At 68.2% G+C, this 15,780-nt stretch carries 9 protein-coding genes and 1 pseudogene; 5 read left to right on the forward strand and 5 right to left on the reverse strand.

Annotated features, from left to right (window positions below; all coding sequences use genetic code 11):
• Positions 1-45: 45 nt before the first annotated feature.
• Genes FZ025_RS17805 through FZ025_RS17815 form a run of 3 tightly spaced genes read right to left on the reverse strand, consistent with a single transcriptional unit; the run spans position 46 to position 5,117 of the window.
• Positions 46-3,219 (reverse strand): multidrug efflux RND transporter permease subunit, encoded by a 3,174-nt coding sequence (locus FZ025_RS17805; RefSeq protein ID WP_046977517.1) that lies wholly within the window; start codon positions 3,217-3,219, stop codon positions 46-48.
• Positions 3,220-3,231: 12 nt separating this feature from the next.
• Positions 3,232-4,467: an efflux RND transporter periplasmic adaptor subunit gene (locus FZ025_RS17810; protein WP_046977516.1), complete on the reverse strand. Its 1,236-nt coding sequence runs from the start codon at positions 4,465-4,467 to the stop codon at positions 3,232-3,234.
• A complete protein-coding gene (locus FZ025_RS17815) occupies positions 4,464-5,117 on the reverse strand; it encodes a TetR/AcrR family transcriptional regulator (RefSeq protein ID WP_104558052.1) in 654 nt (217 codons plus the stop codon). The genes FZ025_RS17810 and FZ025_RS17815 overlap by 4 nt, the downstream gene beginning before the upstream one ends.
• A 446-nt stretch (positions 5,118-5,563) precedes the next feature.
• Between FZ025_RS17815 and FZ025_RS17820 the strand changes: the two genes are divergently transcribed.
• The 4 genes from FZ025_RS17820 to FZ025_RS17835 all read left to right on the forward strand — a co-directional run bounded on the left by FZ025_RS17820 (position 5,564) and on the right by FZ025_RS17835 (position 13,410).
• Positions 5,564-10,480, forward strand: coding sequence for an NAD-glutamate dehydrogenase (locus FZ025_RS17820; RefSeq protein WP_386269880.1), 4,917 nt, complete (start codon positions 5,564-5,566; stop codon positions 10,478-10,480).
• 239 nt (positions 10,481-10,719) lie between these two features.
• Positions 10,720-11,490: an NAD kinase gene (locus tag FZ025_RS17825; RefSeq protein ID WP_104558116.1), complete on the forward strand. Its 771-nt coding sequence runs from the start codon at positions 10,720-10,722 to the stop codon at positions 11,488-11,490.
• 136 nt (positions 11,491-11,626) lie between these two features.
• Positions 11,627-12,592, forward strand: coding sequence for a 5'-nucleotidase (locus FZ025_RS17830; protein ID WP_046979015.1), 966 nt, complete (start codon positions 11,627-11,629; stop codon positions 12,590-12,592).
• Entirely contained in the window at positions 12,589-13,410 is an 822-nt protein-coding gene (locus FZ025_RS17835) for a spermine/spermidine synthase domain-containing protein (RefSeq protein ID WP_053057216.1), read from the forward strand. Before FZ025_RS17830 ends, FZ025_RS17835 begins: the two co-directional genes overlap by 4 nt.
• Before the next feature lie 135 nt (positions 13,411-13,545).
• Here FZ025_RS17835 and arsB read toward each other — a convergent pair.
• Positions 13,546-14,617 (reverse strand): annotated as a pseudogene (gene arsB, locus FZ025_RS17840) (ACR3 family arsenite efflux transporter).
• Between the two features lie 10 nt (positions 14,618-14,627).
• Positions 14,628-15,029, reverse strand: coding sequence for an arsenate reductase/protein-tyrosine-phosphatase family protein (locus FZ025_RS17845; protein ID WP_425478388.1), 402 nt, complete (start codon positions 15,027-15,029; stop codon positions 14,628-14,630).
• On the opposite strand from FZ025_RS17845, the gene FZ025_RS22050 reads away from it, so the two are divergent.
• Positions 14,995-15,738, forward strand: a complete 744-nt coding sequence (locus FZ025_RS22050; RefSeq protein WP_146093507.1) for a MarR family winged helix-turn-helix transcriptional regulator — start codon at positions 14,995-14,997, stop codon at positions 15,736-15,738. The genes FZ025_RS17845 and FZ025_RS22050 overlap by 35 nt on opposite strands.
• Positions 15,739-15,780 lie beyond the last annotated feature (42 nt).

The raw sequence follows: 15,780 nt of genomic DNA on the forward strand, positions 1-15,780 counted from the left end.
GATCCAGCCGCGAATCCCGAATCCCCAATCACAAATCCCGGCCTCTCACCGATCCGGCTGATTCCGCGTCTGCCCTTCCTGCTGGATCGCCACGTACTCCTTCGACGGCTCGTCCAGCTTGTCGCCGAGCATGCGCCGCATCACCACGAAGAACAGCGGGATGAACAGCACGCCGAGCACGGTGGCGAATACCATGCCGCCGATCACGCCGGTGCCGATCGAGTGGCGCGCGTTGGCGCCGGCACCGGTGGAGATCGCCATCGGCAGCACGCCGAGGATGAACGCGAACGAGGTCATCAGGATCGGGCGGAAGCGCAGGTGCGCCGCTTCGGTAGCCGCTTCGCGCAGGGTCTTGCCCGCCGCACGCTGCTCCACCGCGAACTCCACGATCAGGATCGCGTTCTTCGCCGCCAGGCCGATTACCGTGATCAGGCCGATCTTGAAGTAAGTGTCGTAGGGCAGGCCGCGCAGCAGCGAGAAGGTGACCGCGCCGAGCACGCCGATCGGCACCACCAGCAGCACCGACACCGGGATCGACCAGCTCTCGTACAGCGCCGCCAGGCACAGGAAGACCACCACGATCGACAGCACCAGCAGCAGCGTGGCGCTGTTGCCGGCGATGATTTCCTGGTAGGACATGCCGCTCCAGTCGAAGCCGAAGCTCGGCGGCAGGTCGTTGCGGATGATCTCCTCCATCGCGCTCATCGCCTGGCCGGAACTGCTGCCCGGGGCCGGGTTGCCGACCACGTTGACCGCCGAGTAGCCGTTGTAGCGGCTCAGCGATGGCGAGCCGTAGATCCACTCGGCCTTGACCACCGTGCTCAGCGGGATCATCTGCGGCAGGCCGTCGCTGTCGGTGCTGCTGCTGCTGGGCACGTAGAAGTTGCGCAGCGACTCCGGGCCGGTGCGGTACGGCGCGTCGGCCTGCACGTTGACCCGCTTGACGCGGCCTTCGTAGAAGAAATCGTTGACGTAGACCGGCGCCAGCATCAGCTGGATCGATTGGTAGACGTCGTTGACCGACAGGCCCATCGACTGCGCCTGCACGCGGTCCACGTTCAGCTGCAGCTGCGGCGCGTTCTCCAGGCCGTTGGGGCGCACCCCGGTCAGCGCATCCTGGCGTGCAGCGGCCTTGCCCAGCAGGATATTGCGCGCCTGCAGTAGCGCTTCCTCGCCGGCGCCGGTGCGGTCCTGCAGCCACATGTCGAAACCGCCGAACTGGCCCAGGCCCTGTACCGTGGGCAGGTTGACCACGAAGATCTGCGCGCCCTTGATGCCGTAGAACATCCCATTGAGCTGCTGGATCAGCTGATCTGCGGTGATGTCGCGTTCATCCCATGGCTTGAGCCGCACGAAGCCCATGCCGACGTTCTCGCCGCGCCCGATGAAGCTGAAGCCGGTGATCTGCAGCATGCCTGCCACGGCCTTCTGCTGTGCGAGCACGCCGCGCATCTGCGCGAACACCTCGTTGGTGCGCGCCTTGGTCGCGCCCGGCGGCAACTGCACGATCGCGATCGCGAAGCCCTGGTCTTCCTCGGGCAGGAAGCTGCTCGGCATGCGCGCGAACAGGAACCCGCACAGCACCACCAGCAGCGCGAACACCGCCATCCAGCGCGGCGCGCGGCGGATGGTGCCGCCGACCGCAGCGACGTAGCGGTGCGCCAGCTTGTCGTAGTACTTGTTGAAGGTGCGGAACATCCAGTTTGGATTGTCGTTGTGGGTGGGCTTCAGGAACGCCGCGCACAGCGCCGGGGTGAAGCTCAGTGCCAGGAACGCCGAGAAGCCCATCGCCATGGCGATGGTGAGCGCGAACTGCTTGTAGATCGCGCCGGCGGCGCCGGGCTGCAACGCCGAGGGCACGAACACCGCCGCCAGCACCACGGTGATCGCCACCACCGCGCCGGTGATCTGGGTCATCGCCTTCTGCGTGGCCGCCTTCGGCGCCAGGTGCTCCTCGGACATGATGCGTTCGACGTTCTCGATCACCACGATCGCGTCGTCGACCACGATGCCGATCGCCAGCACCATCGCGAACAAGGTCAGCTGGTTGATGGTGAAGCCGATCAGCCACATGCCCAGGAACGTGCCCAGCAGCGCCACCGGGATCACCAGGGTGGGGATGATGGTGGCGCGGAAGTTCTGCAGGAACACCAGCATCACCAGGAACACCAGCACGATCGCTTCGATCAGGGTCTTGACCACTTCCTCGATCGAAATCGTGACGAAGGTGGTGCTCTCGTACGGCGTGAACCAGCTCACGCCCTGCGGGAAGCTGGCCTGCAGCGAATCCATCTTGGCCTTGACCGCCGCCGACACGTTCAGTGCATTGGCCCCGGGCAGCAGCTGGATCGCGAACGCGCCGGTCGGCTTGCCGTTGTACTGGGTATCGAAGCCGAAGTTATTCGGGCCGAACGCGACCCGCGCCACGTCCTTCAGCCGCACCACGGTGCCGTTGCTGTCCGCACGCAGGATGATGTTCTCGAACTGTTCGGGCGAGCTGAAGCGGCCTTCGGCCGAGACCGTGGCGGTGAACGATTGCCCGGTCGCGGCAGGGTCCGAGCCGATCGCGCCGGCGGCGAACTGCACGTTCTGCGCGCCGATGGCGTTGTACACGTCGCTGGCCGACAGGTGGTAGCCCTGCAGCTTCTCGGGGTTCAGCCAGACGTCCATCGCGTACTCTGCACCGAACTGCTGGGTGCTGCCGACGCCGGGCACGCGCGAGATCTGCTCCAGCACGCGCGCGCCGACGATGTCGTTGAGCGCGTCGCGGTCGATCGAGGGATTGTCCGATTGCACCGCGACCACGCTGAGGAAGCCGGAGCTGGCCTTGGCCACCACCACGCCCTGCGCGGTTACTTCCGAAGGCAGGCGCGGCGACGCCAGCGACACTTTGTTCTGCACCTGCACCTGTGCGATATCGGCATTGGTGCCGGTCTCGAAGGTCAGGGTGATGGTCGAGTTGCCGTTGGACGCGGACGTGGAACTGAAGTACAGCAGGTGGTCGATGCCGGTCAGCTGCTGCTCGATCACCTGGGTGACCGAGCGTTCGGTGGTGCTGGCGCTGGCGCCGGGGTAGGTCGCGGTAACGGTGACCTGCGGCGGCGCGATCGAGGGATAGGATTCGATGCCGAGGTTGAGGATGGCGATCACGCCGGTGAGCGAGATCAGGATCGCCACCACCCAGGCGAAGACCGGGTGTTCGATGAAGAACTTAGGCATGGCGGGGGTCCGTTACGGCTGTTCGGGCTTGGAGTCGGCCGCGGCGGCGGGCTTTTCGCCGTTCGCTGCGCCCTGCGGTTGGCCGGCGGCCTGGCCCTGCGGCGCGGCGCCCTGGCCCGGCGCGCCCGGCGTCCATGGGATGGCCTTGGCCGGCATGCCTTCCTTGGCCTTCTGCAGGCCGCTGACGATGATCTGGTCGCCGGCCTGCAGCCCGGAGCTGATGATCCACTTGTTCTCCTGCTGGCCGACCGTGGCCACGTTCTTGCGCACCACCTTGCCGTCCTTGCCGACCACCAGCGCGTAGGCGCCCTGGGCGTCGCGCTGGATCGCTTCCTGCGGGATCAGGTAGACGTTGTTGCGCTGGCCGAGATTGGCCGCGAAGCTCACGAACGCGCCGGGCAGCAGCACCCGGTCCGGGTTCGGCAGCAGCGCGCGCAGGGTCACCGAGCCGGTGCTGGGGTCGACCGAGGTGTCGGAGAAGTCCAGCATGCCGGGCTGGGTATAGGTGCTGCCGTCGCCCAGCTTGACCTGGACCGTCGACTTGTCGTTGGCGTTCAGCGCCACGTTGCCCTGCGCCTGCGCCTGGCGCAGCTGCGCCAGTTCGTCCGAACTCATCGAGAAGTTCACGTACAGCGGGTCGAGCTGGTCGATGGTGGTCAGCAGGGTGGTGTCGCTCTGGCCGACCAGCGCGCCTTCGGTGACCTGCTGCTTGCCGGCGCGGCCGGCGATCGGTGCGGTGACGGTGGCGTAGCCGAGATTGATGCGCGCGGTTTCCACCGCGGCGCGCGCCTGCTGCACCGACGCGGCCGAGGTGCGCTCGGTGGCCTCGGCGCTGTCCAGGTCGGACCTGGACACATAGGCCTGCGGGGCCAGGCTGCGCGCGCGGGCGGCGGCGACCTTGGCGTTGGCGTAGGTGGCCTCGGCCGAGGCCAGCTGACCCTGTGCCGAGGCCAGCGAGGCGCGCAGCGGCGCCGGATCGATCTGGAACAGCGGCTGGCCTTCCTTCACGTCGGTGCCTTCGGTGTACAGGCGCTTTTCCAGCACCCCGGCCACGCGGGCGCGCACGTCGGCGCTGCGGTACGCGGACAGGCGCCCGACCAGTTCGCGCTGCAGCGGCAGCGACTGCGGCTTGGCTTCCAGCACGCCCACGTCCGGCGGCGGCATGGCCTGCTGTTCCTGTTTCTTGCAGGACGCCAACACCACCACGACGGCGCAGGCCAGGGCGAGGGAACGCAACGGGGAGGTCATCGGGTGGTACTCCGGTCTGGTGTTGAAAACGGAAGGGAAGGGGACGCGGCGAACGCGCGCAGGAAACCGTCGACGGCGAATTCGGCCCAGGCGCGCTGCGCGGCGGCGTCGCTGCGATGGGCGGTATGGAAGCGCTGGCGCTCGAAATCCATGCCGACGATCATGCCCAGCAGCAGTTCGGCCATGAAGTGCGGATCGTCATGGCGCAGCTGGCCGGCGGCCGCCGCCAGTTGCAGGCGCTCGCTCAGGCGCTGCATCAACGTCTCGGCGCTGTCGCGGAACAGGGCGCGCACCTGCTCGGGGAAATGCCGCGATTCGGCCGCGATCAGCTGGCAGCTCTGCAGCACGCGCGGCTCGGACAACTGCTCCAGGTGCTCGCGGGCGAAACCCAGCAGGCTGCCGCGCAGTTCGCCCTGGGCCGGACCCAGGTGGGTGGTGCTCAGTTCCATATGCTCCTGCATCACCCGCTGCAGCAGGCCCTGCTTGCTGCGGTAGCGGCTGTACAGGGTCTGCTTGGAGCAGCCGGCGCGTGCGGCCACCGCATCCATGCTCAGGCGCATGCCCGCTTCGGCCAACAGTTCGCGCACAGCGGCGTACACGCGCTGGTCGCGCGCCTGGGGCAGGCGGGGCGGGGTGGGGGAGGCGGTCATTGAAGTGGACTATACCGTCCAGTTTAGAATTGGAACAGCCTTGACAGCCGTGCGCCGATCGCCACAAGCCGCGCCATCGGCGACGCGCTGCCTGAACAAGTGATGACGGCGTGACGGCGGCGCTCGCGCGACGTTGCCCGATATGGCGTGTCATTTCACTCCCTGATCCCGGTTTGCGCCATGCAGCAAGGTAGTTGCACGCACCGCCGGTACAATTCTGACTTTCCCAACGAGCATCGTTGTTGCTCCCCGTCATGAAACCCAAATCAGACGCCTCCCGTTCCAGCACGTCCTCGGCCGGATCCTCCGGCAAGTCCGCGTCCAAGCCCGCTCCCACCTCGTCCAGATCCGCCGCGGCGGCGTCCGCCAAGAAGGCCAGGGCCGCGCCGGTCGCGAGCAAGCGCGGCGCGGCGCGCGCGGCCGCCAATGCGCGGGTGATCGATGCGGTGCCGGCCGCGGCCGCTGGCGGCTTCAGCCTGGAGCCGGTGTACGCGGCGCTGCGCCAGCGCTATCCGGGCGGCCGCCAGGCCGAGGCGCAGGTGTTCGCCGAGCAGTTCTACAAGCGCATGGAGGAGGACGAGTTCCCCCACCACAGCGCGCAGGAGTGGGCGGCGCTGGCGGCGTCGATGCTGGACTTCGCGCGCAAGCGCAAGCCGGGCACGGTCAACGTGCGGGTGTTCAATCCGAGCCTGAAGGAGGATGGCTGGGAGTCCTCGCGCACGGTGCTGCAGATCGTCAACGACGACATGCCGTTCCTGGTCGATTCGGTGAGCATGGCGCTGTCGGAGCTGGGCATCGGCGTGCACGTGCTCGGCCATCCGGTGCTGCGCATGAGCCGCGACAAGGGCGGCAAGCTGGAGACGGTCGGCGAGGGCAGGCCGGAATCGCTGATGCTGCTGGAGATCGACCGGCAGCCGCCGGAGGACATGCCGCGGGTGGACGCGGCGATCCAGCGCATCCTCGGCGAGGTGCGCAACATCGTGCGCGACTGGAGCGGCATGCGCGAGAAGATGCTGGCGCTGGCCGACGACCTGACCACGCGGCGCCTGCCGGTGGACGACAAGGGCCGGCGCGAGGCGCAGGAGTTCCTGCGCTGGGCCGCGGCCGACCACTTCACCTTCTTCGGCTACCGCGAGTACCGGGTCGAGAAGCAGGGCGGCGAAGACGTGCTGGCGCCGCTGGAGGACAGCGGCCTGGGCCTGCTGCGCGGCCACGACAAGTCGCCGGCGCGGCCGGTGCGCACGCTGGCCGCGCACGGCCTCAGCGAATCCGGGATCAAGGAAGCGCTGATCCTGACCAAGACCAATGCGCGCTCGCGGGTGCACCGCAGCGGCTACATGGACTACATCGGCGTGCTGGAATTCGACGCCAAGGGCCGCATCGTCGCCGAGCAGCGCTTCCTCGGCCTGTTCACCTCCAGCGCCTACAACCGCCGACCGTGGGAGATCCCGCTGGTGCGCGAGCGCCACGACTACGTGATGCGCAAGTCCGGGCTGACCCCGAGCAGCCACAGCGGCAAGGCGCTGCGCCACATCCTGGAGACGCTGCCGCGCGAGGAGCTGTTCCAGTCCAACGAGGAAGAGCTGTACCGCACCGCGATGGGCATTCTCGGCTTGCAGGAGCGGGTGCGCAGCCGCCTGTTCCTGCGCCGCGACAAGTACGGCCGCTTCATTTCCGCGCTGGTCTACCTCCCGCGCGAGCGCTTCAACACCGACGTGCGCCTGCGCATCGAGGCCTTGCTGAAGGACGCGCTGCACGGCGAGTACATCGACTCCAGCGTGGTGCTGGGCGAATCGCCGCTGGCGCAGCTGCACCTGATCGTGCGGCCCAAGCCCGGCGAGGCGCTGGAATTCGATACCACCGAGCTGGAATCGCGCCTGGCGCGCCTGCTGCGCAATTGGCAGGACGATCTGCGCGAGGCGCTGGTCGCCAGCCGCGGCGAGCGCGACGGCCTGCGCCTGGCGGCCAACTACGGCCGCGCGCTGCCGGCCGGCTACATCGAGGAATCGACCGCGCAGATCGCCGCGCGCGACGTCGAGCGCCTGGCCGCGCTGCGCGGTCCGGACGACCTGCACCTGAGCCTGCAGGCGCTGCGCCGCGACGGCGCCGACAGCCTGCGCCTGAAGCTGTACCGCCAGCGCGACGACCTGCCGCTGTCGGACGTGCTGCCGATGATGGAGAACCTGGGCCTGCGGGTGATCTCCGAGCGTCCGTACCGGCTCACCGTGGACGGCACCCTGCTGTACATCCAGGACTTCGAAGTGGAGCCGCTGGCCGGCAGCATCGACGTCGCGCGCGCCGATGCGCCGCTGTGCGAGGCGTTCGTGCGCATCTGGCGCGGCGATGCCGAGAACGACGGCTTCAACCGCCTGATCGTCGGCGCCGGCCTGGGCTGGCGCCAGGTGGCGATCCTGCGCGGCTACTGCAAGTACCTGCTGCAGACCGGCGTGCCGTTCTCGCAGGCCTACGTCGAAGAAACCTGCAGCCGCTATCCGCTGCTGGCGCGGCTGCTGGTGGAACTGTTCGAGGCGCGCTTCGATCCGGCCACCGGCAACGAGAGCAAGGCGCAGATCGCCGACGGCCAGGCCGCGCTGTCGGCGCAGCTGACCTTGCTGGCGGCCGGCGACGACGCCGCGCTGAAGGCGCTGCAACCGGTGATCGACGCGCGCCGCGGCGACCGCGATGCGCAGCTGGAAGCGGCCAATGCCGCGCTGCTGAAGCTGTTCGACCAGGTCGCCAGCCTCGACGAGGACCGCATCCTGCGCAGCTTCAAGGGCGTGATCGAAGCGACCCTGCGCACCAGCTACTACCAGACCGGCAAGGATGGCCAGCCGGGCCATTGCATCGGCTTCAAGCTCGATTCGGCCAAGGTGCCGGAACTGCCCAAGCCGCGCCCGTACCGCGAGATCTTCGTGTACGGCCCGCGCGTGGAAGGCGTGCACCTGCGCTTCGGCGCGGTGGCGCGCGGCGGCCTGCGCTGGTCGGACCGGCGCGAGGATTTCCGTACCGAGGTGCTGGGCCTGGTCAAGGCGCAGATGGTCAAGAACACGGTGATCGTGCCGGTCGGCGCCAAGGGCGGCTTCTTCTGCAAGCGCGCGCCGGTCGGCGGCGACCGCGACGCGGTGCTGGCCGAGGGCATCGCCTGCTACAAGCTGTTCATCCAGGGCCTGCTCGACATCACCGACAACATCGTCGGCGGCAGGATCGTGGCGCCGCCGCAGGTGGTGCGCCACGACCAGGACGATCCGTACCTGGTGGTCGCCGCCGACAAGGGCACCGCCACGTTCTCCGACATCGCCAACGGGCTGGCGCTCGACCACGGCTTCTGGCTCGGCGACGCGTTCGCCTCCGGCGGCTCGGTCGGCTACGACCACAAGGGCATGGGCATCACCGCGCGCGGCGCCTGGGAGTCGGTCAAGCGCCACTTCCGCGCGCTGGGCCGCGACTGCCAGAGCGAGGACTTCAGCGTGGTCGGCATCGGCGACATGTCCGGCGACGTGTTCGGCAACGGCATGCTGCTGTCCAGGCACATCCGCCTGCTGGCCGCGTTCGACCACCGCCACATCTTCCTGGATCCCACGCCGAATGCCGCGGCCGCGTTCGCCGAGCGCGAACGCCTGTTCAAGCTGCCGCGCTCCAGCTGGGCCGACTACGACGCCAAGCTGATCAGCGCCGGCGGCGGCATCTATCCGCGCACGCTGAAGTCGATCGAGATCAGCGCGCCGGTGCGCGAGGCGCTGGGCCTGGAGGCGGGGGTCAAGCAGCTCTCGCCCAACGCGCTGATGAATGCAATCCTCAAGGCGCCGGTGGACCTGTTCTGGAACGGCGGCATCGGCACCTACGTCAAGGCGGCGAGCGAGAGCCATGGCGACGTCGGCGACCGCGCCAACAACGGCCTGCGCGTCAACGGCGGCGAGCTGCGCTGCAGGATCGTCGGCGAAGGCGGCAACCTGGGCCTGACCCAGCTCGGCCGCATCGAGGCCGCGCAGGTCGGGGTGCTGCTCAACACCGACTTCATCGACAACTCGGCCGGCGTGGACACCTCCGACCACGAGGTCAACATCAAGATCCTGCTCAACGACGTGGTGCAGGCCAGGAAGCTGAGCGTGGCGGCGCGCAACACGCTGCTGGCGTCGATGACCGACGAGGTCGCCGCGCTGGTGCTGTGGGACAACATCCGCCAGAACCAGGCGCTGAGCCTGATGGAGCGGATGAGCGTCAAGCGCCTGGGCTCCAAGCAGCACTTCATCCGCACCCTGGAAGCGCAGGGCCTGCTCGACCGGCAGATCGAATACCTGCCCTCGGATGCGGAGATCTCCGCGCGCAAGGCCCGCGGCCAGGGCCTGACCCGGCCGGAGCTGGCGGTGCTGCTGTCCTACTCCAAGCTGGTCGCGTTCCAGCAGCTGCTGGAATCGGACATCCCTGAAGACCCGTACCTGTCCAAGGAGCTGCAGCGCTACTTCCCGCAGCCGCTGCAGAAGAAGTACGCCGATGCGATGGAGCGGCACCGGCTGAAGCGCGAGATCATCGCCACCGCGGTCACCAACACCACCATCAACCGCATGGGCGCGACCTTCCTGATGCGCATGCAGGAAGACACCGGGCGCAGCATCGGCGAGGTCGCCAAGGCGTACACGATCAGCCGCGAGACGCTGGACGCGCGCGCGCTGTGGACGCAGATCGACGCGCTGGACGGGCAGGTGCCCGAGTCGGTGCAGATCGATGCGCTGGAAGTGATCTGGAAGCTGCAGCGCGCGTTCGTGCGCTGGCTGCTGTTCCGTCCCGGCCCGATGCCCGGCATCACCGCGGCGGTGGAGCGCTACCACGAACCGTTCAACGACATCCGCGTCGCCTCCGGCGTGCTCTCGGACGCACAGCGCCCGCTGTACGAGGCGCTGGTGCAGGAGTGGCAGGACAAGGGCCTGCCGGCGGCGCTGGCGCAGCAGCTGGCGGAACTGCGCTTCCTGGAGCCGGCGTTCGACATCATCGAGATGGCGCGTACCCGCAAGCTCAGGCCGGTGGAGGTGTCGAAGGTGCATTTCCGCCTCGGCGAGGCCTTGCAGTTGCCGTGGATCTTCGAGCAGATCGATGCGCTGGAGGTCAACGGCCGCTGGCATGCGGTGGCCCGCGGCGTGCTGCGCGACGAACTGGCCAAGCACCACAGCGCGCTGGCCGGGCAGGCCCTGGCGTTGCCGGGCGGCAACGCCGAGGCCAAGGTGCAGCAGTGGCTGCAGCGCGACGACAGCAGCCTGCGCTTCACCTTGAACATGCTGCAGGAACTGTCGGCGCAGAAGGCGCTGGACTACCCGACGGTGTCGGTGGCGGTGCAGCGGCTTGGGCAGCTTGCGGCGCACGGTGTGTAACACCGTGGTCAGGCCCGCTCTGCGGGCCTGACCCAAAGTTTGCGGCGCAAACTTTGGCGCCGCACGGCCACTTCGCCTATCCCCCGCGGCTGTCGCCGCGCCCCCCTTAACAGAAGGGGGGCTTTGCTCCAGAGGCATTGCGTGTCGTCCAGCTTGCTGGACGGCATGCGTTACCGATGGACTCGAAGCGCGCGGGTAACGGTGCGCCGGGTATGATCGAGGCCATGAATGCTTCCGTGCTGCCTTCCGCCCCCCGTATCTGTTTTCTTGCCAGCACTGCGCCGCCGGCGCTGCAGGCGCGCGATCAGCTGGTCGCGCGCTATGGCGACTGCGCGCCGGCCGATGCCGACGTGCTGTGCGCGCTCGGCGGCGACGGTTTCATGCTGCAGACCCTGCACCGCCACGGCGGCCTGGGCAAACCGGTGTTCGGCATGAAGCTGGGGGCGGTCGGTTTCCTGATGAACCAGTACCGCGACGACGACCTCGCCGAGCGCCTGGCGCAGGCCGAGCCGGCCAAGCTGCGGCCGCTGGAGATGCTGGCGCAGACCGAGTCCGGCACCACCACCGGCTCGCTGGCCTACAACGAAGTGTCGCTGCTGCGGCAGACCCGCCAGGCCGCGCACGTCAGCATCGACCTCAACGGCCAGACCCGGGTCGACGAACTGATCTGCGACGGGGTGATGGTGGCCACGCCGGCCGGCAGCACCGCCTACAACTCCTCGGCGCACGGCCCGATCCTGCCGCTGGGTTCGCACACGCTGGCGCTGACCCCGATCGCCCCGTACCGCCCGCGGCGCTGGCGCGGCGCGATCCTCAAGGCCGACATCGAGGTGCGCCTGCGCGTGCTCGACCCGTACAAGCGCCCGGTCAGCGTCACCGCCGACTCGCACGAGACCCGCGACGTGGTCGAAGTCACCATCCGCGAGTCGCGCGACCGCATGGTCACCTTGCTGTTCGATCCGGAGCACAACCTGGAGGAGCGGATCTTGAGCGAGCAGTTCATGGTTTGAGGGCTGGGAGTGGGGAATCGGGAATGGGGAATCGCAAGAGCGGTTTCCTGACAGCTTCCTTTCCCTGCATAAATTCCATGCCCGTAGACCGCTTTTACCTATTCCCCACTCCCGATTCCCCATTCCCAGCCCCCAAATGTCCGACAACTTCCCCCGCCTGCTCACCGTCGCCATCACCTCGCGCGCCCTGTTCGATCTGGAAGAGGGCCATGCGCTGTTCGAACAGCAGGGGGTGGAGGCGTACAGCGCCTACCAGCGCGAGCGCGAGGACGACGTGCTGGCGCCGGGCGTGGCGTTCCCGGTGGTACGCAAGCTGCTGGCACTGAACCAGGGCACGCCGCCGGAGACGCCGCCGGTGGAGGTGATCCTGCTGTCGCGCAATTCCGCCGATACCGGGCTGCGCATCTTCAATTCGATCCAGCACTACGGGCTGGGCATCGTCCGCGCCACCTTCACCTCCGGCGAGGCCACCTGGCCCTACGTCAAGCCGTTCGGCACCGACCTGTTCCTGTCGGCCAATCCCGAATCGGTGCGGCGCGCGCTGAGCCATGGCATCGCCGCGGCGACGATCCTGCCCAAGGCGCCGGGCGAACATGCGCAGGAGGCGGCCGCGGCGGCGGGGGCGATCGATTCGGAGCGCCTGTCCACGCAGCTGCGCATCGCCTTCGACGGCGATGCGGTGATCTTCAGCGACGAGGGCGAGCGTTTCTCGCGCGAGCAGGGGGTGGAGGCGTTCGGCCGCCACGAGCGCGAGAACGCGCGCGAGCCGCTGACCGGCGGGCCGTTCCGCAATTTCCTGTCCGCGCTGCATGCGCTGCAGGCCGCGTTCCCGGCCGGCGAGGCCTCGCCGATCCGCACCGCGCTGGTCACCGCGCGCTCGGCGCCGGCGCACGAGCGGGTGATCCGCACGCTGCGCGAGTGGGGCGTGCGCCTGGACGAGGCGCTGTTCCTCGGCGGCCGCCACAAGGGGCCGTTCCTGCAGGCGTTCGGCGCCGACATCTTCTTCGACGACTCGCAGCACAACATCGACAGCGCCGCGCGCGAGCGCGTGGCCGCCGGGCACGTGCCGCACGGCGTGGCCAACGTCATCGCCAAGCCGTGAGCGCGGCCTCCGGCGGCAACGGCGGCGGAGCCAACCGCTGGGCCACGCTGCGCCAGCTGCTGCGGCCTGACAGTTCCGCGACCAGCGGCATACGCCCGGGGCGGCCCTACCTGGAGCGCGGCTGGCGCTATACCAGCCTGCAATTCAAGGGCGAAGTGACCCAGAGCCGGATGCTGACCTGGTGGCCGCACCTGCTGGAGGTGGGCTATACCCGCAGCATGCTCGGCGCGCTGTTGCTGCGGCCTGATCCGCGCTGCATCGGCATCGTCGGCCTGGGCGGCGGCTCGCAGGCCAAGTTCTGCTACCGGCACCTGCCGCAGGCGCGGATCGAGGCGATCGAGGCCGACGCCGACGTGCTGGCGCTGCGCGAGGCCTTCCATATCCCGGCCGACGATGCGCGCTTTCAGGCGCTGCACGGCGACGGCGCGCTCCTGTTGCCGCAACGCCGCGGCCGCTACGACCTGTTGCTGCTCGATGCCTACGATGCCGAGGGCATCCCTGCGGCGATGCGCACGCGCGGTTTCTACGAGGCCTGCCATGCGGCGCTGGCCGCCGGCGGCGTGCTGGCGGTGAACCTGTACGCCACCGACACCCGCCAGCACGTGGCGCACCTGCGCAAGATCTTCGGCGGCTGCGTGCTGCGCCTGGACGAGCCGGAGGGGGACAACCATGTGGTGTTCGCCTGGACCGGCGATGTGCAGGCGCTGGATGCGCGCGCCGCGCTGGCGCGCCTGCCGTGGTCGGCGCGCTGGCAGTTGCGGCCGACGTTCCGGCGCCTGCAAAAGGCGTTTGCCGCTATGGCGCGTTCGCCCCTGTAGGGCGCGTACGGCCACGAACGGCGTCGGCATCGGCATCGGCATCGGCCGTTGCGAATCAAGCCTGGCATGCCGCATATGGTGCGGCGGTCGGGATGGTGATGAATTGTGCCGTCGCCGATGGCGCGAGCTGTGGGGTCACGGTGTGAGCGTGTGCCGCTCGTACCAGCCGCGCGAGCGGTTGACCACACGCACCACCAATAGCATTACCGGCACTTCGATCAGCACCCCGACCACGGTGGCCAGTGCCGCGCCGGAGTGGAAGCCGAACAGGCTGATGGCAGCGGCGACCGCCAGTTCGAAGAAGTTGCTGGCGCCGATCAGTGCCGACGGGCCTGCGATGCTGTGTTTCTCGCCGGCCTGGCGATTGAGCCAGTACGCCAGGCCGGAATTGAAGAACACCTGGATCAGAATCGGCACGGCCAACATGGCGATGACCAGCGGCTGCGTGACGATGGCTTCCCCCTGAAAGGCGAACAGGAGCACCAGCGTCAGCAGCAACGCCGCGATCGACAGCGGACCGATGCGCTGCAGCGTCCGCTCGAAGGCGGCCTGGCTCCGGCGCAGCAGCGCCCTGCGCCAGAGTTGCGCGAGGATCACCGGAATGACGATGTACAGCGCCACCGACACCAGCAGCGTGGCCCATGGCACCGTAATCGACGACAGGCCCAGCAGCGGGCCGACGATGGGAGCGAAGGCGAACACCATGAATCGTGTCGTTGAGGGCGACTTGCGACAGCGTGAATACCGGGTCGCCGCCGGTCAGCCGGCTCCATACGAAGACCATCGCCGTGCACGGTGCGGCGGCCAGCAAGATCAGGCCGGCGATATAGCTGTCCAGCTGTTCGGCCGGCAACCATTGCGAGAACGCATGGCGGATGAAGATCCACGCCAGCAGCGCCATCGAGAACGGCTTGACCGCCCAGTTCACGAACAATGTCACGCCGATGCCGCGCCAGTGCTGCCCGACCTGGCCGAGTGCGGCGAAGTCCACTTTCAGCAGCATCGGCACGATCATGATCCAGATCAGCACGCCGACCGGCAGGTTGACCTGGGCGATTTCCATCCGGCCGATGGCCTGAAACACGCGCCGCGCGAACTGGCCCAGCGCGATGCCGACGACGATGCACAGCGCCACCCACACGCTCAGGTAACGCTCGAAGCCGCTGATGGCGGATGGCGCTTGGGAGACGTCGGTTGCGGTGGTCATGGCGCCTGCCTCACTGCCGGCCGATATCGCGCAGTTCGCGCTGCAAGGACATGCTGTCCAGGCGCTGCAGAGGCAGCGACAGGAACAGTTCGATGCGCCTGCGCAGCGTGATTGCCGCGTCGAGGAAGACCTTGCGCTGCTGTTCTTCGGAGTCCACGACCGCGGCCGGACCTCGGCGCAGCGGGCGCGACAAATTCGTCCCAGCGCTTGCTGCGGTAACCCGTCGTCGGCAGGCGCAGCCGTTGCAGCGTCGCCAACGCCAGCGGATGAACTTCCCCTTTGGGTGGCTGCCGGCCGAATAGGCATGAAAACGGCTCTTGCCCAGCCCGTTGAGCAAGCCTTCGGCATGGATGGAACGGGCCGAATTGCCCGTGCAGATGAACAGCGCGTTGCAGGTGGTGTCGGTGGTCATGACGTCAGCAGTCGCGGCGAGTGGAAGGAGCAGCCTCGCTGACCTCGCAGATGCCGCCTTGGCAGCAGTGCTCGGTCAGGTAGCCGATCAGGCCGTTCATATGGCCGTACTCGGCGCGATAGATCAGGTTGCGGCCCTGCTGCTCGATATGCTTGCCGATTGCAAGGAAGTCGCGTCCGGCATATGGTTGCGGGTACCAACCAATTCAGTGCATGGTCTGATGCCTGCCAGCCGCGATGCCAAGCTCGACGACGATGCCCGCGCGCTAAGTGAAGCGCTGGCCGATCTGGTGAGGCTTTATCAGTTTCGGGACCGCGATCAGCTGTCCTGTTTCGGGATATCGGTGACCCAGTGCCATGCCCTGGAGACCTTGGTAGAGCAGGGGCCGTTGCGGGCGGGGGACATTGCCAGGCGGCTTTTCTTGAACAAGAGCACGATGAGTCGCGTCGTTGACGCGCTGGAGCGCAAAGGCCATGTCAGGCGCCAGGCCGACGCGACGGACCAACGCGCGTGGCTGCTCGAAGTCACCGAGTCCGGCCATGCCTTGCATGCCCGAATCAAGGCGGATCTGCTCAGGCAGCACAAGGCCATCGTGGCCGACTTCGACGCGCAGACCCGGACCAGCGCCACCACGGTGATCCGCCGCTTCGCCAACGCCGCCGCGCAGCGGTTTCATTCGGCGACACCCCCAGCTGCCGCTTCTGAGTAAAGCCGGCGTGTTCCCGCACGTGGCGATAGTTGTTTGAGTACA

Origin of the sequence: Xanthomonas hyacinthi (genome assembly GCF_009769165.1) — a bacterium.
GTDB classification, from domain to species: domain Bacteria; phylum Pseudomonadota; class Gammaproteobacteria; order Xanthomonadales; family Xanthomonadaceae; genus Xanthomonas_A; species Xanthomonas_A hyacinthi.